The sequence below is a fragment of the Chryseobacterium shigense genome, from assembly GCF_900156575.1.
GTDB lineage: Bacteria > Bacteroidota > Bacteroidia > Flavobacteriales > Weeksellaceae > Chryseobacterium > Chryseobacterium shigense.
This window is the reverse complement of the sequence record NZ_FTNY01000002.1, coordinates 741252-760943: the sequence shown is the minus strand read 5'-3', so window position 1 is coordinate 760943 and position 19692 is coordinate 741252. Positions and strand designations below refer to the sequence as shown.

Annotated in this window: 16 protein-coding genes; 9 read left to right on the top strand and 7 right to left on the bottom strand. The window is 36.9% G+C overall.

Annotated elements, in window-relative coordinates; genetic code table 11:
* Positions 1-7: 7 nt before the first annotated feature.
* Complete coding sequence (locus BW964_RS08850) at positions 8-1519, top strand: carboxypeptidase-like regulatory domain-containing protein (protein WP_076506472.1); 1512 nt, start codon at positions 8-10, stop codon at positions 1517-1519.
* A gap of 350 nt (positions 1520-1869) precedes the next feature.
* Here BW964_RS08850 and BW964_RS08845 read toward each other — a convergent pair whose 3' ends face one another.
* The 7 genes from BW964_RS08845 to BW964_RS08815 form a co-directional block, all read right to left on the bottom strand.
* Positions 1870-2517 carry a response regulator transcription factor gene (locus BW964_RS08845; RefSeq protein ID WP_076506763.1) on the bottom strand — a complete coding sequence of 216 codons (648 nt, stop codon included), beginning with the start codon at positions 2515-2517 and terminating at the stop codon, positions 1870-1872.
* A 227-nt stretch (positions 2518-2744) separates the two neighbouring features.
* The gene (locus tag BW964_RS08840; RefSeq protein ID WP_076506470.1) at positions 2745-3215 is read right to left on the bottom strand and encodes an OsmC family protein; all 471 of its coding nucleotides are present in this window, start codon (positions 3213-3215) and stop codon (positions 2745-2747) included.
* Between the two features lie 92 nt (positions 3216-3307).
* Positions 3308-4741: a T9SS type A sorting domain-containing protein gene (locus BW964_RS08835; protein WP_076506468.1), complete on the bottom strand. Its 1434-nt coding sequence runs from the start codon at positions 4739-4741 to the stop codon at positions 3308-3310.
* Positions 4742-4869: 128 nt separating this feature from the next.
* A complete protein-coding gene (locus tag BW964_RS08830) occupies positions 4870-6318 on the bottom strand; it encodes a T9SS type A sorting domain-containing protein (protein WP_076506467.1) in 1449 nt (482 codons plus the stop codon).
* A gap of 73 nt (positions 6319-6391) precedes the next feature.
* The gene (locus tag BW964_RS08825; protein WP_076506465.1) at positions 6392-7951 is read right to left on the bottom strand and encodes an Rne/Rng family ribonuclease; all 1560 of its coding nucleotides are present in this window, start codon (positions 7949-7951) and stop codon (positions 6392-6394) included.
* Positions 7952-8319: 368 nt separating this feature from the next.
* Entirely contained in the window at positions 8320-8610 is a 291-nt protein-coding gene (locus BW964_RS08820) for an HU family DNA-binding protein (RefSeq protein ID WP_002984212.1), read from the bottom strand.
* Positions 8611-8748: 138 nt separating this feature from the next.
* Complete coding sequence (locus BW964_RS08815) at positions 8749-9420, bottom strand: response regulator transcription factor (protein WP_076506463.1); 672 nt, start codon at positions 9418-9420, stop codon at positions 8749-8751.
* Between the two features lie 180 nt (positions 9421-9600).
* Here BW964_RS08815 and tssO point away from each other — a divergent pair, with 180 nt between their 5' ends.
* From tssO to tssD (BW964_RS08775), 8 genes are all read left to right on the top strand, one after another.
* Positions 9601-10131, top strand: a complete 531-nt coding sequence (gene tssO / locus BW964_RS08810; RefSeq protein WP_076506462.1) for a type VI secretion system TssO — start codon at positions 9601-9603, stop codon at positions 10129-10131.
* 12 nt (positions 10132-10143) lie between these two features.
* Positions 10144-10668, top strand: a complete 525-nt coding sequence (locus BW964_RS08805; protein ID WP_076506460.1) for a type VI secretion system transmembrane protein TssO — start codon at positions 10144-10146, stop codon at positions 10666-10668.
* Between the two features lie 48 nt (positions 10669-10716).
* Complete coding sequence (locus BW964_RS08800) at positions 10717-11625, top strand: PKD domain-containing protein (protein WP_076506458.1); 909 nt, start codon at positions 10717-10719, stop codon at positions 11623-11625.
* A 45-nt stretch (positions 11626-11670) separates the two neighbouring features.
* Positions 11671-14070 (top strand): type VI secretion system protein TssR domain-containing protein, encoded by a 2400-nt coding sequence (gene tssR / locus BW964_RS08795; protein ID WP_076506456.1) that lies wholly within the window; start codon positions 11671-11673, stop codon positions 14068-14070.
* A 558-nt stretch (positions 14071-14628) separates the two neighbouring features.
* Positions 14629-15030 carry a type VI secretion system tube protein TssD gene (gene tssD, locus BW964_RS08790; RefSeq protein WP_076506454.1) on the top strand — a complete coding sequence of 134 codons (402 nt, stop codon included), beginning with the start codon at positions 14629-14631 and terminating at the stop codon, positions 15028-15030.
* 382 nt (positions 15031-15412) lie between these two features.
* Entirely contained in the window at positions 15413-17908 is a 2496-nt protein-coding gene (locus BW964_RS08785) for an ATP-dependent Clp protease ATP-binding subunit (RefSeq protein WP_076506452.1), read from the top strand.
* An 87-nt stretch (positions 17909-17995) separates the two neighbouring features.
* A complete protein-coding gene (locus BW964_RS08780) occupies positions 17996-18865 on the top strand; it encodes a lytic transglycosylase domain-containing protein (protein ID WP_084175728.1) in 870 nt (289 codons plus the stop codon).
* A gap of 365 nt (positions 18866-19230) precedes the next feature.
* Complete coding sequence (gene tssD / locus BW964_RS08775; protein WP_175550372.1) at positions 19231-19641, top strand: type VI secretion system tube protein TssD; 411 nt, start codon at positions 19231-19233, stop codon at positions 19639-19641.
* Positions 19642-19692: the final 51 nt, after the last annotated feature.

Below are 19692 nucleotides of genomic sequence, written 5' to 3'. Positions count from 1 at the left end.
ATGAATTATGAAAACTTTAATCAAAATACTCAGCCTGTTGATCCTTACTTTTTGTCTGTTTTCGTGTAGCGAAGATCTTGTGGATCAGGCTCAGACAGGAACATTGAAAGGGAAGGTGGTAAAAAGAGGTACCAACGTGCCTATTTCTAATGTGAAAATTTTTACAGCACCTACTACACAGACGGTTTTCAGTGGTACAGACGGAACATTCGAAATCACTTCTATGCCGATAGGGAATTATTCTGTGAAGGCAGAACTCTCCGGTTATATCACCAATTTTCAGGGTGTCAATATACAGAGTCAAAACCAGGTGGTAACCGTGGTTTTTGAAATGAATGATGATGAATCTCTTAATTCTCCTCCTTCTGCACCGCAGCTGCTTAGTCCGGTAGACAATGCGGTGAACCAGCCCTTGAGTGTTGAACTCACATGGACCGCTACAGATCCAGATACGGCTGATGTTTTAAAATATAGTTTAGCAGTTAAAAATAACCTCGATACTCATGTGATTCAGGTTAATGATTTGACAGCGAAGCATTATTCGCTTTCAAATTTGAAGTTTGGTGTTAGTTACTTCTGGCAGGTGTCTGTTTCGGACGGCATTCACCCGCCAGTTTTAAGCTCCATCGGTAAATTTACCACCAACACAGTGCCCGCCAACCGGTATCATTATACACAGAAACAGAACGGTAACTTTGTAATTCTGTCGAGTGACGGACAGGGAAACAGTTTTCAGCTCACCAATTCATCGTATAACAGCTGGCGACCGCGAAAAAATAACAATGCCGGACTGATCGCATTTCTGCGAACTGAAGGCGGAAGTACTCATATCTACACTGCAAACCCTGATGGATCCAACCCTTTTAAAGTAACGACGGTTCCGGCAGCAGGCTTTAATAATTATGAAATGGATTTTGCATGGAGTACCAACGGGCAGGAAATTCTTTATTCTAATTTTAATAAATTATATAGGATTAATAAGGATGGAAGCGGCCTTACGCAGGTATTTACCACTCCGGATGGCAGCATGATCTCCGAGTGCGACTGGAGCTACGATGGCAGCAAGATCGCCTTAAAAACGAATGATTACAGCGGCTACCATACGAAGATCTATATTATTGATATGACAGGAAGTGTTTTGAAAACCATTCTGTCAGGATCTCAGGGAGCTTCAGGCGGACTGAATTTCTCTGTGGACGGGCAAATGCTTGTCTATACAAGAGATATGTCAGGATATCAGGACGGAAGTGGAAATTACCGGCAACTTGACTCTCATATTTTCATCTATAATCTGACCAATGATACGGTATCTGATATTTCTTCGGAAAGCGGAAAACCGCTGGGAACCAACGATCTTGACCCGAGATTTTCCCCGAATAATGCCCAGGTTATTTTTATGAATACGTCTAACGATAATATCTCTCAGAAAAATGTGATGGTTATTGATCTCAATACTACAATGACTGATCTTTCAAGAGCTTCTCTTTTCGCCAACGGAGAAATGCCGGATTACGAATAGAAGGAAGCGATGAATTTTAAATAGTGAATGGTCCATTGTCCAATGATGATTGACCATTTATTTGTTTGTGAGGTAAAGGTTTTGAGTTGCGGGGCTGTACTAGGGTTTAGATTGAATGAGTTGAGCGTTAAGTATGACCGTTCCTATTCTAAGCTCGTTAGGGAATTATTGAATCAGTCAATAAAAAGTCTCAAATCTCAAATCTGATGTCTGAAAAATCTTGTTTCTTAAACTCAAAAATTCACCATTCACTTGCCAAGCAAAATTACCTGTTGACTTCGATGACCTCCAAAAAGAATCCAAACCTAAGGTTTGGATTCTTTTTGGAGGTCATCGAAATTGGTTTTTCATCAATCAATAATGTGGTTTTCTAAGGCGTATTTGACTATTCCTACGGAATTTTTTGCATTTAATTTTAAAAGAATTCTTTTGCGGTGGGTTTCTACAGTATTAATGCTTATAAATAGCTTTTCACCAATATCTTTACTGCTTAAACCGTCGCATATCAGTCTGAGGATTTCCATCTCTCTTCGCGTTAGCGGTTCTTTGATGTGAGGATTGGGCTTGCCATCCTCACTGCTGATAAAGTTGATCATTCTTTCTTTGGCGTTGTCGCAGATGTAGATCTCATTCAGGAGCAGAACGTTTATCGATTTCAGGAATTCATCGTATCTGCTGTTTTTATCAAGATAGCTTTTAATGCCTTTGTTAAAAAGCTTCCGGATTTCAGTCATATCGTAACTATTGCCGATGACAATAATTTTGATTTTTTTGTTGGTGGAGGTAATGTCTTCTACAAGTCTGAAAATATCGGTAAGCATGAGCATATTGGAGCTTATAACCAGAATTTCAGGGGGATCTTCTTTTAATTGTTCAAATAAGGTTTCATAAGAATTACAAATGTCAATCGTGTTAAAAATTTTGCTTTGTGAGAGCAATTTTGATAAACCTTCTGTATAGAGTAGAGGCTCATCAAAAATGGTTAATCTTGGTTTCATCATGGTTAGTTTTGTTTATATAAAAATATAAAAAAAACTTTACATTTTACATAATAATAACAATTAATTGCGATTTTTTACATAATAAATGATTGTAAAATTTAAATTTTATTGATTATTTGATAAATAAATCTCTTTGTGTGGAGTTTTAGAGCTAAATTTTAGAGTTATCATGGTAAAACTGTATTATTAATAGGTATTTTGGAAGATTAAAGCTGCGCTTGAAATTATTTAACTACCACAGTAGGGATATGTTGTATAGGAAAATTGACCGACCGGGCTATAAAACAAAATTGGTTGGCTTTATGATGAAGTTCCATTGCTTTATCAATCATTGATTCTTTCGCAACAGCAACGGTGGGATGTAGACTGGCAGATGTAAAATGGCCGCTTCCATCTGCTGTTTCAATCATCACCCCGGTGGCTTCGTCTGTATAATCGGTGACAATGATCCCTTCTTCAGAACAAAAATGAAGATACCAGAGCATATGACAGGAAGAGAGCGAGGAAAGGAAGAGGTCTTCCGGATTGTGCTTGGTTTTATCTCCCCGGAATGCCGGGTCAGAAGAGCCTTCTATAACCGCTTTATTTTCAACATGGACGGTATAACTCCTTTCATAGTTTCTATAGCCGCTGGTACCCGTCCCTTTGTTTCCTGTCCAGTGGATGGCTGCTTTGTAGTGATGTTCTTTGCCCATTCTGTAATTTTTTGTTTAAGATTAAAAATAAAAAAGGTATTTACCAAAATTAAGTAAATACCTTTTCATAAGACCGAAGAGCATCCTAAAAACTATTTCTTTATAAGTTTTTTCACCGTTGTTTTACCATTTTCGAATGTAATTTTTGAGAGATAATTTCCTTTTAGTAATTCTGAAAGATCTGTATTGTTGTCTTTTAGTGTTTTTACGATTTTTCCATCGACGGAATAAATTTCTATTTTACTTACTTTTTCTTTTGTGCTAAAAATCAAGTTTTGTTTAACAGGATTCTCAAAAGAAATATCATGAGTAATTTTTGTAATATCTTTTGTTGATAATGTTGAGGTACTAAGCAGGTATCTTACAATATATCCGCTTCCGTTGGCAATAATGTTGTTATCATTAACGATCATATCTCCAACTGTTTTCAAATTGGGATCAGTTTCTATAAAATGATTGAAAACAGGCTCTTGTGTTCCGTTTTGGGTAAGTCTGGAGATGAAATATTCTCCATTGTTTTGCTCATAGCTCATACCGCCAAGGTAATAATATCCATTTTTTTCTACGATACTCAAAACGTCTATAAGAAAAGGAAAAGATGAGTTAAAATTAGTGACAAAAGAAGCGTCAAAAGTTCCATCCGAATTAATTTTATTGAGGCTTCCGGCAGCATTGGGATCAAATTTTGAAAAGATAATATGATTGTTACTGTCTAAAATAGAAGATTGTATATATCCGGGATTGAAGGCAAGATTTGACACACCGTTATTTCCAAAGTTTGTAAGAGGTTGTCCATTATTGTTATATTTTGCAATGGCCCCTACATATGTTTCATTTACAGTATCTATTTTATTGTAACCAAAACAGACCAGATTAGATTGGCTGTCTATATCTACTAATATAAAACTGCTGAAATTATTGATATAACCATTATTTCCAAAAGTGTTATCTATGCTTCCGTTTTCATTCAACCTGCATATTTTTCCGGAAGAATCCTGTAAAGGAATAATTGTTCTCTGTCCGTAAATAATTATTTTATTGTTCTGAAGGACCAATCCATACCCCCGCGCATCAAGATCAGGATTAAGATCAGGAATTTTTACAACTCCATTGATGCCAAAAGTGCCGTCCAATTGTCCGTTGGGAAGTATTCTGATGATAATTGCATAATTTGTACTTGCGTCAGAATCGAAACAGTATAGTAAGAGTTTACCATCGGGTTGTACTTTCATTTGGCTATCGTTAGAATAATAGACTATTGTAACGACTCCGGTATTTCCGAAAGAAGAGTCTGTGGTTCCATCAGGATTGAGTTTTGATAAAATAGTTTCGGAAAGTCCTGTTGCCGGGTTATTTTTCGCATAAGTAAAATAGATACTTCCATTTGAACTTTGAATCATTTTTGACCAGGCAATATTACCTGTTATGGAATGTATTCCGTTCGAAGCAAAAGTGTTGTCTTTAGAGATAATCTGTGCAGAGATAGTGTGGGCTACCAGAACAACCAGTAGTAAGAATTTTTTCATTTTTTGAGTTTTTAAATTGTGTTGAATGAACTGATCAAATTATAATTCTTTCAGAGCTATGCAAAATGACTGGTCCTGAATGATATAATTAAAACACCCGGTATTGAAAGAAAATATATAAATTAAAATTAATTCTTTATAAGCTTTTTTACAATTTTTGTTCGGTTTTCGAATGTGACTTTTGCCAGGTAAACTCCTTTTAGTAATTCTGAAAGATCTGTATTGTTGTCTTTTAGCGTTTTTACAATTTTTCCATCGACGGAATAAATTTCTATTTTACTTACTTTTTCTTTTGTGCTGAAAATCAAGTTTTGTTTAACAGGATTCTCAAAAGAAATATCATGAGTAATTTTTGTAATATCTTTTGTTGATAATGTGGAGCTGTTTAAAAGATATTTAACGATAATTCCTGTGTTTGTAATGATATTATCGCTATTGACAAACATCTCGGGATAGAATGAATCAGCAATATTGGCATCCAAATAATAGCCAAAACTGGAATCTACTACACCATTTTGGGATATTTTTGAAATAAAATATGAACCATTTGCTGTGATGACAGGGCTATATCCCACAATATAATAATATCCATTTTTTTCAATCATATTTGAAATGGAGGTACCTGTACCAAAGCTTGCATATAAGTTATTCGTAAAAGTATGATCAACCGTTCCATCCGGATTTATTTTTAAAACTCCGTTAGTATTCAAACTTTCTACGAAAATAAATTTATTATTACTGTCCATAAATACATGATCAGCGGTTCCGTACTGACCAAAACCGTTAGCATCTGCTAATGATACAACTCCATTATTTCCGTAACCGGGCATTGGTAGTCCGTTTGAATCAAATTTTTGAATGAAATCATTGTTGAAACAGTTGATATTAGATTGATTATCAATGAATAAATCCATTCTGGAGAAGGTGCTTCCCTGTGTAGATGCAACCCCGTTGGTTCCGAAAGTACTATCAATGCTTCCATTAGCGTTTAACCTGTAAATTATATGGCGGTTATAGTGTTCAGACATACTGTTACCATTGATCCCATGAATAATTATTTTATCATTCTGTAAAAGGAATCCAAAAGCGTTATAGTTCTGACCACTATTAATTTGGGGAATTACCGAAATGCCACCTGTTCCAAAAGTAGGGTCTAATTGTCCGTTGGGAAGCATTCTGTACACTGTTGCTCCTCCTGTCTCATTGAAGCCGAAAATCAGCAATTTACCATCTGTCAGTCTTTTTATCTTGTTTAGGTTGATATGGTGAGGTAATTGAATTCTTCCATTGGTTCCAAATGATTGATTTACCACTCCACCGGGGGTAAGTTTTAATACAAAAGACTCTCTAGGTACTGTCGTGAGAGATACATCACCGGTACTATAAGTCACATAAATACTGTTATCAGAGCTTTGGACCATTGACCAAGAGTCAGGATAGTTATAATAGCCGGTACTGCTAATGTTAAAAGGAATTAAATATTCTCCATTCGAAGCGAAAGAAAAATCTTTAGAAATAATTTGTGCAAAAGAAGTCTGTACTGCAAGAAGCAGCACCAGAAATAAATTTTTTATCATTTTTATGAGTGTTTTAAGACTGCAAATATAATAAAAAAACCTCCGGACAAGCCAGAGGTTTTAAAATTTTGTGTTAGTTAGAATATCCAATCAATTCTTCTTTTTTCGAATTGTAAATCTTGTATTCTAAATATTTGAAAGAATCCCGGGGAATAATGGTGACCCATTTTTTATACTTTATAAACCACTTCATCTGGATGCTTTTGATTCCTTTGGTAAGGTAAGCTTCCACGAAAGGGTGTACATGCAGATAAAGCTTTCCTTTATCCTTCTGTATAATATTTCTTATGGTTTCTTCCATTCTTTCCACAACAACAATAGGAGCTGTGATTTCTCCGTCCTTGTTCGGATTTTCTTCTTTGGTTTCGATCTGTTTTTCCGGTCGGTTTCTTTGTCTGGTAATCTGGATCAATCCAAATTTACTAGGAGGAAGAATTTTATGGCGTGCTTTGTCACGCTTCATTTCTTCTTTCAAATGTTCAAACAAATCTCTTCTGTGATCAGGGTTTTGCATGTCGATAAAATCAATAACGATAATGCCTCCCATATCACGAAGACGCAATTGCCTTGCGATTTCTGTGGCAGCCATTTTGTTCACGTTCATCGCGTGTTCCTTATTGGCTGAATTTCCGGTTGTGATATTGTTTCCGGAGTTAACATCTATTACATGAAGAGCTTCTGTGTGTTCGATAACTAGGTAAGCACCTTTTGAACTTGGAATATTCACGTGTTTTCCAAAACTCTGTTTGAGCTGTTTTTCAACGTTGTAATATTCGAGAAGAGGGATGTGGGAATTATAAAACTGAACAATATTCTTTTTTTCAGGAGCGATGACCTCCACATAGTTGGCCATTTCGTCTACCATCTGCTCATCATCGCAGATAATGCTCACGAAATCCTGATTGAAATTGTCCCTTAAAATAGCTGAAGCTTTGTCTTCTTCGCTTAAAACTCTGGCCGGAACCTTACTTTTCTGAATGTTTTTGAACGTGCTTTCCCATTTCTGGATCAGCTGATTCATGTCATTGTGAAGGTCTGCTACTTTCTTTCCTTCCGCAACCGTTCTTATGATCACTCCAAAACCTTCAGGCTTGATACTGTCAATAAGGGTTTTCAGTCTTTCTTTTTCCTCAGTGGTTCTGATTTTTTTGGAAATAGAGACTTTGTTGTCGAAAGGGATCAGGACCAGAAAACGGCCTGTCAAAGAAACCTGAGTAGAGATCCGGGGACCTTTTGTAGAAATGGGTTCTTTGGTGATCTGAAGCAGAACGAGATCATCTTTTACAATGACTTTGTCTACGGTTCCGTTTTTGTCTATTTCGGGTTGTATCTCGAAATTTTTTAAGCTTGAAGTGCTCTGTTTTTTGGAAATAGTATCTTTTAAAAACTTCTTATAGGTAAGATACTGTGGTCCCAGATCCTGATAATGCAGGAATGCATCCTTGTCATATCCTATATTAACGAATGCGGCATTCAGGTTCGGTGCCAGTTTTTTTACTCTTCCTACAAACAGATCTCCAACTATAAATTCGCTTTTGTCCTCTTGCTCATGAAGTTCACATAGTCTTCCGTCTTCCAGCAGTGCAATCTTTGTAAGATCATCTTCATGCGAAACTATTAGTTCTTTCTTCATTTTGTTATAAGATAAAAATTATTAAGATCATAGGGAACTGGCGTATTTTTTAGCAGATAAATAATATTAAATATAAGAATTTAGAATGAAATTGATACATCTTTTTAAAAAATATCTGCAAAAGCCCTTGTTTTCCACCGGGATCTTATACTTGCAAACAAAAATATAGTCGGTGAACTTTAAAAAATTAAAACCACCAACTATATTATTATATTGTAAATCTCGAGAAAAAGAGATTATTTTTTCTTATGTCTGTTCGCTCTTCTTCTTTTCTTTCTCTTGTGAGTTGCAACCTTGTGTCTTTTTCTTTTCTTTCCGCTTGGCATAATTTTAATTTTTTAGTAACTAGTTAATATTCAGTTAATGTTTTATTTTACTGCGACTTTAGTTTTTACTTTCTCAACAAAAGATTTTGAAGGTTTGAAAGCAGGAATGTTATGAGCAGGAATCTCAATTGCAGTGTTCTTAGAAATATTTCTTCCTGTTTTAGCAGCTCTTGTTTTAATGATAAAAGATCCAAAACCTCTCAGATAAACGTTATCCCCATTATACATAGAAGTCCTGATCTCCTGCATAAAAGCTTCTACAACTTTCTGTGTTTCATTCTTTTCTGTTCCCAACTTATTTGAGATGGTGTTTACCAATTCTGCCTTTGTCATTTCCTTTTTTAATTTTAAATTTTAGGTGTGCAAATTTAGTTAAAAAAATTGAATACTAGCAAATTAGTGGCAAAATATTTTTGTTTAAAGAGTTGGAGTTTTCATGTTGAGTCTATATTAATATTACATTAAATCTCCCTACATGCTGGAATTGTAGTAGCCATTCTCCACGCAGAAACGGATGAGATGCAGTTTTGTCTTCAGTCCAAGCTTTTCCGTAAGTCTGTTGATATAGGTATCAATGGTACGTGTGCTTAAGTTTAATTTTTCTGCAATTTCTTTGTTGCTGTAGCCTTCATAGCAGAATTTCATCAGCTGAATTTCAGTAGGAGACAGCTCTTCCTGTCCTTTTTTCTGCCTTTCCATGTAGTTCTGTACGGCAAGCGGTTGCTGTTCCCATTCTTTAGAATACTGTCCATAGTCGAAGCCTTCAGAAGCAATACTGCCTTTGATGATATCTTTGATAATGGTACTCTTTTTCTGGCAGTAGTACACATTAGGGATTTTGGAAAGAATCTCAGCCATATCTTCCTGGTAGGTGTTGGAATAAGTGACAATAGGCGTTTCCTCGTTATTCTTCCGGATGTATTTAATGGCTTCTATACCGCTTAATACCGGCATAAAGAGTTCTATGATAAACACGTCTTCCTGTCTCCTGTAAATCCTGTTCACAAGCTCATGCCCGTTATTACAGTCATTCAGAAGCATATAGAAAGGATTTTCCATAAGCGTTTTGATCATGATCTTTTTAAAATAAAAGTCACTGTCTGCTATAGAAAACCGCACGGTGTTGGATAATAGTTTACTCACTTTTAATATCGATTTGGTATAAGATATTTAAAATTCAGAGGCCTAATTTATGAAAAACTTATGAAAGTGGAAATTAAACTTAGGTTAATTAGGGTTTTCCCCAAAATGCCTTAGGGAAAATACGTATTGTACATAAATTTTTTTTTTTATATTTTCACAGGCCAAACAAATCGCAAACATATGTCTACTAACAGGGAAAAAAAATTAAACAAATCTGATGTCCGAATAGGCATTTGGAGGTTTATCCTATCTTTCGCCGTTCTATCGGTGGTATCTTTTGTGTGCTTATTCCTCTTTTTCAAAAGCTACAGTATTCAGAGGGAAGGGATCACCAGAGAAGCAGATGCATATAGAGATCTGATGGCCCGTGGCGACGTCCTGAAAACGCAGGTTGATAATATCTACGAGCATATGAATCAACTTAATATTAACAAGGTGCAGAATGATGTTTTCCTCAAAACCAGAATTATGGATGAGGTGAGAGAAGTGAAAAATATCATGGGTAAAGACAGTGTTGATAACTTTAAGCATTATGCCGTTCTGATGAAGCAGGTAGAACCAATGATAAATTTAAAGGGCGATATTATCAAAGTAGAGTACAACAAAAAGACCGTCTTGAGAGATCTTGAAGAATGTATGGGAAAAGTAGGAAGAGCCAATGATCAGCTTAAAAAAGATCCTACAAGAAATTTTACAGGTAAAAGAAGATAAAAAAGAAAACATATGCAGGGACACATTACACTATCCAAAAAAGAAAGGCATTATCAGTTTCTTTATTTAATACTGATGCTTGTCGCAGCGTTGATATTCCTTGGAATTATCTTTTTAAAAGGCTACGAATCCCCATTTTCAGATGAAGATGTGCGAGGACTTCAGAGCCTTGAGCAGAAAGCCGCATTTGAACGTCAGCAAAAGATTATACAGCCTGAAATGGACAGTACCTATGTCATGATCAGCAAGATTACAGATAAATCTCCGGAACCTTTCCTGGAAAATAATATCTATAATGGCATTAATGGGCTGGCGAGCTATTTTCATGGTAACGATGTTATGGATATTCGCAAGGATGCCTATCCGCAGATTGCCAAATTCTATAAAATGTATTTTGAAGACAAGAAAGTGATTTCTACGACTACAGAAGATGTGAAAAAATTCGAAAAAGATGTAGAAGACTGCAGGATCGGGTTTAAGAATACACAGGATCGTCTTTATGAGAGAAACAATGCAATGAGGGAAAGAACTCAGTAATCAAAGAAATAAACATTAAAGGAATAAACACATCACAATCACTTAACTATGAACTATTTTCAAAAAAACAAAAAGAACATTATTATTGGTGTTATCGCGACGCTGCTTATTGCGGCCCTCGTCGCGCTGTGGCTGCAGAAAAAAGTCATTCATTCTGCCGATGATATTGTAGGAGTAGTCTATCCTTCCTCACTATCTGTGGGAGATACCCTTTTATTTGAGGATAAAACCCAGTTTGCAAAAACCAAAAGATGGAATTTTGGGGACGGAAAAACTTCTGACCAAAACAGAGGGATCCACTTTTATGATAAACCGGGATATTATTCGGTGAGTTTGATCATTGATAACAAGTACACCAAAACTTTTCCTGTCATGGTTTCGGCCAGATATGTGAAGCCAAAAGATAGCGCCAGGATTGCAACGATCATAGAAGCTCCTGCTCAGGCTATGCAGAATGAAAATGTACAGTTTCGTGCAGTTTCAGATGCGACTCAGTTTGCATGGAAGTTTGGGGAAACGGGAAATACAGATGCCAAAGAGAAAATGACCATCTACTCGTATAAAAAGCCGGGCGATTACCGGGTGACCTTGTTTACCGAAGAAAACCAGGAACCGATTTATCACATGATCAAAATTCTTCCGGCTTACAACTCCCTGGAGCAAGATGAAGTACCGGTAGAAGATTCTTATAAAAAGGTGGATGATGATTTCAAATATCACCTTCAGCAGATTGCCAATGGAAACAGTTTTAATATGCATTACAACTACCTGTTGCGAACTTATTTGTGTAACAATGAAAACACAGTGGTAAAAGTAAGCGACAGCAAGGCTAATAATTTCTACATGTACTGTGCCGGACTTCAGTTTGATAAAAACGTTGTCATTCAGAGTGTAAAAGTGAACTTAGATGATAAGCAGAACTGTGTAACGAAAGTTGATATCAACCAAAGCAAATAATACAATCCGGATTTCCGGATCCACCAATCATAAAAATAAAATAGGATGAAAAATAAATTTCCTCTAGCAGCATATTATATCGGATTATCAGTATTAATAACGAGCTGTCAGGTGAAGCTGCCATCTAAAAGGACCCCTGAACCTTCAAAGTACGGACAGATAGAAAATTCCCCGGTAGTGAACGGATACCCTAAAAAGGCCGTTCCCTGGATCGTTATTTCAGACAGGTCAAGAAATACAGCTTATCTTGATAAAAGCGACGAAAAGTCTTATAAAGAAGTTAAATTTCTGGAACCTTTAATGGTTCTGAAGCATAGAGATGGAATGGTAAAAGTAGCGGAATATATTCCCGATGCTTTAATGAAAAAAGTTTCATCAAAATCCATTAAAACCTATGGATGGATTCCTGAAACCGATCTTCTTCTATGGAACAATTCCTTGAAAAGCGAAAAAACAGGATATCCTGTAAGAGTCGCTGTTGTTCCGAATAACAGTGAAGTCATTCGAAGTGCCGAGAGATACTATAAAAATGACTCTATTATGGTGTTCAATTCACCAAGCCTTATAGAAACAGCCAACGTTAAAATTCCAAATGGACAGATGGTGTATGTTTATAAGCAGGCTGAAAATAATAAGCGGTTCTTGGTAGGTAAAAAGCCCTCCATTGATATAGACAGCATCAGTACCAATCTTTACGGATGGGTGAATGCCAATGTTATCTCTGCATGGGGTGAACGTTCTGCCGTAAAACTGAAAAATGATACCAAGGTTACCGAATCAGCTTTAGGAATACATGAAGGGTATCCGGGAGCAGCAGATGCAGAGAGCAGAACTGCAGTTTTGCTTACAGAAACCCATAAAAGAACGCCTCTGGAAAATATTTATCCGGTCAACCTTCCCTTAGATGAAGCTCCAGCACCGGATTCCAAGACAAAATATTTTACCAATATTTTAGATTACAGTAAAAATTATATATTTAACGTTCTGGGGGAAAAAATTATTTTTGACCGTTACAGAGAAATCACAGAAAGAGATAAAAATATCAACATTGTTTTTGCCCTTGACGTAAGTGCTCCTAATGCACCCTATGCGCCGATCGTAAAATCTCTTCTTCAGGATCTTCAGCTTAGATTTGAAAAACCTTCTTATTTCAACGGTGTAAAATATGGCGTTGTTTTGTATAAAAATAATCCATGCGGAGAAAATGTTCTGGTTTCGAACTTAAGTACTGATTACAGCAAGATCACAACATTCATTACCGAAAAAACCAATGAAATGAACTGTGCAAGCAACAGCGGATATCAGCCTGTAGGCGAAGCCCTGTCAGCTGCAGGAAATCTTCTTTCAAATGTTCCGGATGAAACCAATATTGTGGTCACGGTAGGTACTTCTGCCAACCAGAGCGGAAATATGTACAGCGTCATCAGTTCTCTTACACAGGCACAGGCCAGATTGATCATGTTCCAGACCAGCGCAAGGTCATCTGACACCTACAATGACTTTGTATTGATGGCTGAAAACGTAGTGACCAATACAGCGAAAAATATTGCAGAACTTAAAAAAGAGAAAATCATTAACCAAAGTGATGTTCTTACAAAAAATAACTTCAGCCTTATCGAAGGTGATGCCGGGTTCTTTTCGTTAGATTATCCAAAACAGAGTATGTCCCAGGGATTTGTTATTTTTCCTAAAAAAGGTGATGTTGCAACGCCGGGGTACCTGAAAAAATCTGTAGACAGCTTGATTGCGCAGGTAACTTTAGACAATCAGACCATTGACAAATCACTTAATGAATATTTCCACTCTTCAGTAGGAGCCGGAAGAACAGATGTAGATTTAAAATATAAATATCTGTTCCCAGGTCTTACCAACCCGGTTTCTGCAGGAATTGCAGCACAGCTGATCAACTATGGAAATCCATTCCTGGTAAAAGGCTATATTCCCAAAGAATTGAAAGATTTCAAACCAGGTATAGAAAAAGGAATTCTTATCTCTGAAACAGAATACGATAACCTGAAAAATTTCTACACCGAAGTCTATCTTAAAACTGGAGCTGAAAAAGCTGATTTCAGTCAATCCAGAGCGATTAAAGAATACATCAAGCTTCTGAAAAAATACAATCCAACCTTAAAATTCCTGGATAAGTCTGAACTCTATGAGAAACCAATGTCTTATGCTGTAGGAATGAGTACAGGTTTTGATAATTCCGAAGATGAGCTGATGTCAAAATACAAGCTGAAAGGCTGGAAAAAACCTAAAATCGTTTTGAATGAAAGAGTAAGAAAGTATTTCAAGGATTATAAGGAACTGGCAGACAGAATGCTTTCCCACAGAAACGATCCGGCAGTGAAAATCCAGCAGAACGGACAAACCTTCTACTGGCTTAATGAATACTTTATGCCGACCACTCAGACCGTGGAGGCACCGGAATACACCAAGCATTAAACAGTAATTTTGATCATACAAAAGCAGGAGTTTAACTTCTGCTTTTTTGTTTTTAGAAAGTGAGGATAAGATATATTAGATAAGAGACATCAGATAACAGACCGTAGATAACAGACTTGAGACATGAGATTTTTAGGCAAAGGGTAAGGTTATTTTAGATTGATAAACTCAGACACTCAAATCCTTTGATGCTCCAGTTTCGTGATCTGTATAACGAAACAAAAATCCTGCACCTTAATTCTCAAACACCAGCATCCCGTCACCCCTCAACCTCTTAAACAAAAATAATGGTTCGCGTACTCAAAAAGAGACGCTATTTCTCATATAAGTGTAAAATACCCTTTTATTTCTGTAATGACCAGTAAAAGCAAAACGCCTGCTCATGATCTATAAGAGGGATTCTTAAATCCAAAGTCGTAGAATTACTACAAAAAGTCGTAGAACTACTACAATTTTTGAAATTTATATTCAAATGCTTTCAGGATACAAATAAGCGCTTTATATTTGTTAAACAATCACCACATCACAAAATATTAATAACTGTTAAATTTGACGATCATGGCAGGAAATTCAAGAGGAATCTTAAAATTCAATGGCGGAGAAGGACAGAAATTATTGAAACTGAAATACAGTGTATCCAGATCTACAGACGTTTCAGGACGTGTAGCATCAGATCCGTCTAATGCACTGATTAAAATAACAGTTGAAGCGACCGAAAAATCAGATATTCTGGAAAGTTTACTGAATGGCAAATACAAGCCTACAACTGGCGAAGTTACTTTTAACAAATCTCATGAAGAGGGGACACTGATCACTTTAAACTGGGAAAATGGCTATGTAATCGAGCATCAGATGAGTTTCGATGCGATTGACGAGAACAGCATGCTGATCAGTTTTGTAATCAGCGCAGAAACAATAGACTTTGGAAATTCCAAGTATAGCGGAGCATGGCCATCTTAAATAAGACACTATTACACATCAACATTCATAGAAAAAGATCGTCCCTTAAAAGACGGTCTTTTTTGCCTGAAATTGAATATAAAAACTTCGGGGAAGAAAAAAATTACAGATTTGGAAAATGATACAATCCCAAATAATTCATCTGGAATCCTGTACATATTTTTTTCTATTCAGAAGCATTCGTCAAAAAATTACCGAGGTAAAATAAAAGCATACCCAAAAACTTATTACTTCTCTAATCAAAGAATTAACTATCTTTAACCCTCTATACATTTTGTATAAAATAGATATATTTGTAAAAATGTATTTTTTGACAGATAACACCAAATCATCTGAAACTAAGATCAAGAACACAGACATATTAATATTAGAAAAATTATAAATGGGAGTACTAGTAACCAACGAAACAGTAAAACAGCTATTTCATATTGCTCAGTCGATAGCGAAGGAAAATTATAATGCAACATATGGCGGCCCTCATATTTTACAGGCCTTAATGCATAAAGATATTGGTCTTAATGAATTCCTGAAAAGCATCGATAAAGATCCCGGCTACTTTTATGAGTGGGCGGATGTCCGCATTGAAGATTACCCAAAGACAGCGCATCTTCCCGATGAGGTACGTCAGGATGAGGCCGTAGACGCTCTTGTTGAGGAGGCAGATGATATCCGTTTAAAATTAGGCTTGGATGAGATCACACCCATCTGTATCCTTACGGCTATTGTAAAGCCACAGGTTGTTTTTTCATTGCAGCAATTGAAATCACTCCCGCTCAGAGAACATGAAATTTTTAATTTATACAGAAAAGATACTCCTTTCGCCGTATCTGAAGACGGTGATTTTTCCTCAATTTTTTCAAACGGATCAGACTTCACAGATTCATCATTTCCATCCATCAAAAGCTATTGTGTAGACAGAACGGCGCAGGCCAGAAAAGGAGATCTGGAAAATATTATAGGAAGAGACAAAGAACTCAGAATGCTTGTTGAAATCCTTTGCCGGAGAAGTAAGCCCAATGTAATCATTATCGGTGAGCCTGGTGTAGGAAAAACAGCCTTGGTAGAAGGTTTTGCAACTGAAATTACCAAAGGAAATGTACCCGAAATGCTTAAAAATGCTACGCTTCTTGAACTGGACACAGGTGCATTATTAGCAGGAACATCTTACAAAGGTGAAATCGAAGACCGTCTTAAAAAAGTTATCAATGAATGTAAAAAAATTGAAAAAGCAGTTCTTTTCATTGATGAAATCCATACCCTTTTAGATCCTAAAGGAAGCATTGGAAATGTAGCCAACCTTCTGAAGCCTGAACTGGCAAGAGGAGAAATTACCGTAATCGGAGCTACAACACAGGAGGAATATAGAAAAATTATTGAGCCCGAACAGGCATTTAACCGTCGTTTTGAAGTCTTGACGGTCAATGAGCCGGATGAGCAAACCTGCGTAAAAATGATCGATGTTCTTCTCGATGGCTACAAGAAGCATCACGGGATTGAAGTAGAAAAAACATCCATTCCGGAGTGCGTACGTCTGGCAAAAAGATATGCAAAAGGGAAAAAACTGCCTGATGCAGCGATTGACCTCCTGGACCGGACCATGGCCGCCATTAAAATGCTGGATGAACTTTCAGAAAAAGAACTGGCAGCCTGGAAAGAAACCTATGAAACGATTTTAAAAGAAGAATATACCGACACTAAAGATCAGGCGAATGAACTGATCTGGAACTATAATCTTCTGAGAGACAAAATAAGTCCAATTCTTTGGGGATCTTTAAGTGAGCAACCCGCTATCGACAATTCGATGCCTGTTGATCAGATCCATAAAATTATCGATGATACTTATGCAGAGCTTTTACAGCATGCGGCCAAAAAGAGAGAAAAAGTAGACCGTCTGGAACTGGCAGCAGTGATGGCGGCAAAAACAAACATTCCAATCGGGAAGATTCAGGCCCAGGAAAAAGAAAAACTTCTGAACATGGAATCTCTTTTATTGAACAGAGTAGTGGGCCAGGATCATGCCCTGAAAATTCTGTCGGATGCCATCGTTGAAAACCGAAGCGGACTTAACAAACCTGGGCAGCCTATCGGATCATTTTTCCTTCTGGGACCTACCGGGACCGGAAAAACCGAGCTGGCAAAATCTATGGCAGAATTGCTTTTCAATGATGAGAAAGCCATGGTTCGTTTTGATATGTCAGAATTTAAAGAAGAGCATTCAGCAGCATTATTATACGGAGCGCCTCCGGGATATGTAGGGTATGAAGAAGGAGGAATGCTGGTGAATAAGATAAGGCAGCAACCTTATACCGTTGTTTTATTTGATGAAATTGAAAAAGCGCACCATTCCGTTTTTGATGTGTTTTTACAGATCATGGATGAAGGAAAGGTTCATGATAAACTGGGAAAAGAAGGTGATTTCAGCAATGCTATCATTTTATTCACTTCCAATATAGGCAGTGAAGAGATTGTCAAACAGTTTGAAGAAGGTAAAGTTCCGGAATCATCTTCGCTGATGCAGATTATGTCCAATTCAGGAAGATTCAGACCGGAGTTTTTAGCAAGGATTACAGAGATTATTCCTTTTGCACCGATTACGGAATCTATTGCAGAGAGAATTTTCAACATTCAGCTGAAATCACTTCATACTTCACTGACAAGACTAGGAATGAGCTTGAAGATCACAGACGAAGCCGTGAAAAATCTTGCATTAGGCGGATTCAGCAGTAAATACGGAGCAAGACAGATTTCCGGAGTGATCCGTGCCCAACTGGCCAGACCGATTTCAAAGATGATCGTAAGAGAAGAAGTGAAATCCGGACAGACGCTCCATGTAGACTGGAACAGCGAGGAGGAAAAAATAAGCTGGAAAGTAGATTAACAATAAACAAAGAAAGTTGATAAGTTCAAAAGTCAATGTGCCTGCAGGCTTATGAACTTTCTTTGAAGAAAAACATAAGGAATTAAAATGAAAACCATAGTCAAAAATATCTTTACAGGATTGATGCTGGCAGGGAGTTTTATGATGGTGAAGGGACAGTTTCTTGCTGCCTCCGATACTTCGGAAAACAGCGTAAGAAAGTACAACAATATTATAAATGCCAATAAGGAAATCGTTGAATTCATCGAATATTCTCTGGTACAGAAAGGCCTTCCAAAACATTTAAGAAATCTTGCCCTTATTGAGTCACATTTTAATAGGAATATTACCTCTGGAGCCGGTGCGGTAGGAATATGGCAGTTTATGACCGCTCATGCCAACCAATATGGTCTTACAGAACAGAACCGTACAGATGTTTATAAAAGTACCAAGACCGCTGTGGTTTCTTTAGGCAACCTTTACAGAAAATATGGAGACTGGATTACCGTAGTAGCAGCCTACAACTGTGGAGAAGGAAATATTGCCAAAGCGATGGAGGCTGCGGGTTCCAGCCAATATCATCTGTTTTCCAAATACCTGCCGGGAGAAACCATCAATCATGTTAAGAAGTATCTGAATGCATGCTATGCTACGGGTGAGCTGGAAAGTGTTTTGAGTAACTATAATTCTTCCAGACTTAATAAAGTTTTCTTTACTGAAGGAGGCAGTGGAAGGAATGCAGGGGTACCTCTGCAGGAAACAGAGATCAATGCCGGATTTAATCTGGACATCATTGCCAGTGAATTAAACATTGGAATGAGCGACATTCTCGCCTGGAATCCCGGGATTGTAGAAGAACTGCAAAAGAAAGGGGAGAGCCCTCTTTATCTTCCAACCGATCTTATGCCTGATTTTCTTTTGAGAAAAAATAAAATTCTTTCACGATCCATAAGAGAAGGAAACCGGGTACAGCAATAAATAAAAAACTAGCAGTAAAAAACTTATAGCCGTTACTTTAGTGACGGTTTTTTTGTGTGATAAAATCAGCCTAAGAGATTGTCGGGAATTTGCTTCAGGGTCTTGAAAAGAGTAGGTTATTTCTCTTTTAAGTGTAAAATTGTACTTCAGATGCAATTCTTTGTTTTCCACTTAATTGTTTTAAATTCAATTGATTAATATTGTTTTTTAAATCTACTATCGTAGAATTACTACATGAAATCGTAGAATTACTACAAATTTTCAATTTTATATCCAAAAGCTTTTTTATCAAAATATGACGTTATATATTTGCTATGTAATCAATCACCAAATCACATAATATTAACAATTAAAATTTACCAATCATGGCAGCAAATTCAAGAGGAATCTTAAAATTCAACAACGGAGGAGAGCAAAAATTATTAAAGCTTAATTACAGCGTTTCAAGATCTACAGACGTTTCAGGACGTGTAGCATCAGACCCTTCCAATGCTCTGATCAAAGTAACAGTAGAAGCGACTGAGAAATCTGATATCTTAGAAAGCTTATTGAACGGAAAGTATAAACCTACTACAGGTGAAGTTACTTTCAACAAATCTCACGAAGAAGGTACATTAACGACTTTGAAGTGGGAAAACGGATATGTTATCCAGCATGAAGTAGACTTCGATGCCGTGGACGAAAACAGTATGCTGATCAGCTTTGTTATCAGCGCAGAAGTGATTACCCTTGGTAACTCTGAGTATCGCGGAATGTGGCCTTCAGACGGAAAATAATCTGAACAATCATCTTAGTAAAATAAATTAGTACAGGATAGTGTATTCGCA

Bases quoted from the DNA above. Each gene is read 5' to 3' on its own strand.
- BW964_RS08850 (WP_076506472.1), top strand. From the start codon at position 8: ATGAAAACTTTAATCAAAATACTCAGCCTGTTGATCCTTACTTTTTGT.
- BW964_RS08845 (WP_076506763.1), bottom strand. From the start codon at position 2,517: ATGAAACCAAGATTAACCATTTTTGATGAGCCTCTACTCTATACAGAA.
- BW964_RS08840 (WP_076506470.1), bottom strand. From the start codon at position 3,215: ATGGGCAAAGAACATCACTACAAAGCAGCCATCCACTGGACAGGAAAC.
- BW964_RS08835 (WP_076506468.1), bottom strand. From the start codon at position 4,741: ATGAAAAAATTCTTACTACTGGTTGTTCTGGTAGCCCACACTATCTCT.
- BW964_RS08830 (WP_076506467.1), bottom strand. From the start codon at position 6,318: ATGATAAAAAATTTATTTCTGGTGCTGCTTCTTGCAGTACAGACTTCT.
- BW964_RS08825 (WP_076506465.1), bottom strand. From the start codon at position 7,951: ATGAAGAAAGAACTAATAGTTTCGCATGAAGATGATCTTACAAAGATT.
- BW964_RS08820 (WP_002984212.1), bottom strand. From the start codon at position 8,610: ATGACAAAGGCAGAATTGGTAAACACCATCTCAAATAAGTTGGGAACA.
- tssO (WP_076506462.1), top strand. From the start codon at position 9,601: ATGTCTACTAACAGGGAAAAAAAATTAAACAAATCTGATGTCCGAATA.
- BW964_RS08805 (WP_076506460.1), top strand. From the start codon at position 10,144: ATGCAGGGACACATTACACTATCCAAAAAAGAAAGGCATTATCAGTTT.
- BW964_RS08800 (WP_076506458.1), top strand. From the start codon at position 10,717: ATGAACTATTTTCAAAAAAACAAAAAGAACATTATTATTGGTGTTATC.
- tssR (WP_076506456.1), top strand. From the start codon at position 11,671: ATGAAAAATAAATTTCCTCTAGCAGCATATTATATCGGATTATCAGTA.
- tssD (WP_076506454.1), top strand. From the start codon at position 14,629: ATGGCAGGAAATTCAAGAGGAATCTTAAAATTCAATGGCGGAGAAGGA.
- BW964_RS08785 (WP_076506452.1), top strand. From the start codon at position 15,413: ATGGGAGTACTAGTAACCAACGAAACAGTAAAACAGCTATTTCATATT.
- BW964_RS08780 (WP_084175728.1), top strand. From the start codon at position 17,996: ATGAAAACCATAGTCAAAAATATCTTTACAGGATTGATGCTGGCAGGG.
- tssD (WP_175550372.1), top strand. From the start codon at position 19,231: ATGGCAGCAAATTCAAGAGGAATCTTAAAATTCAACAACGGAGGAGAG.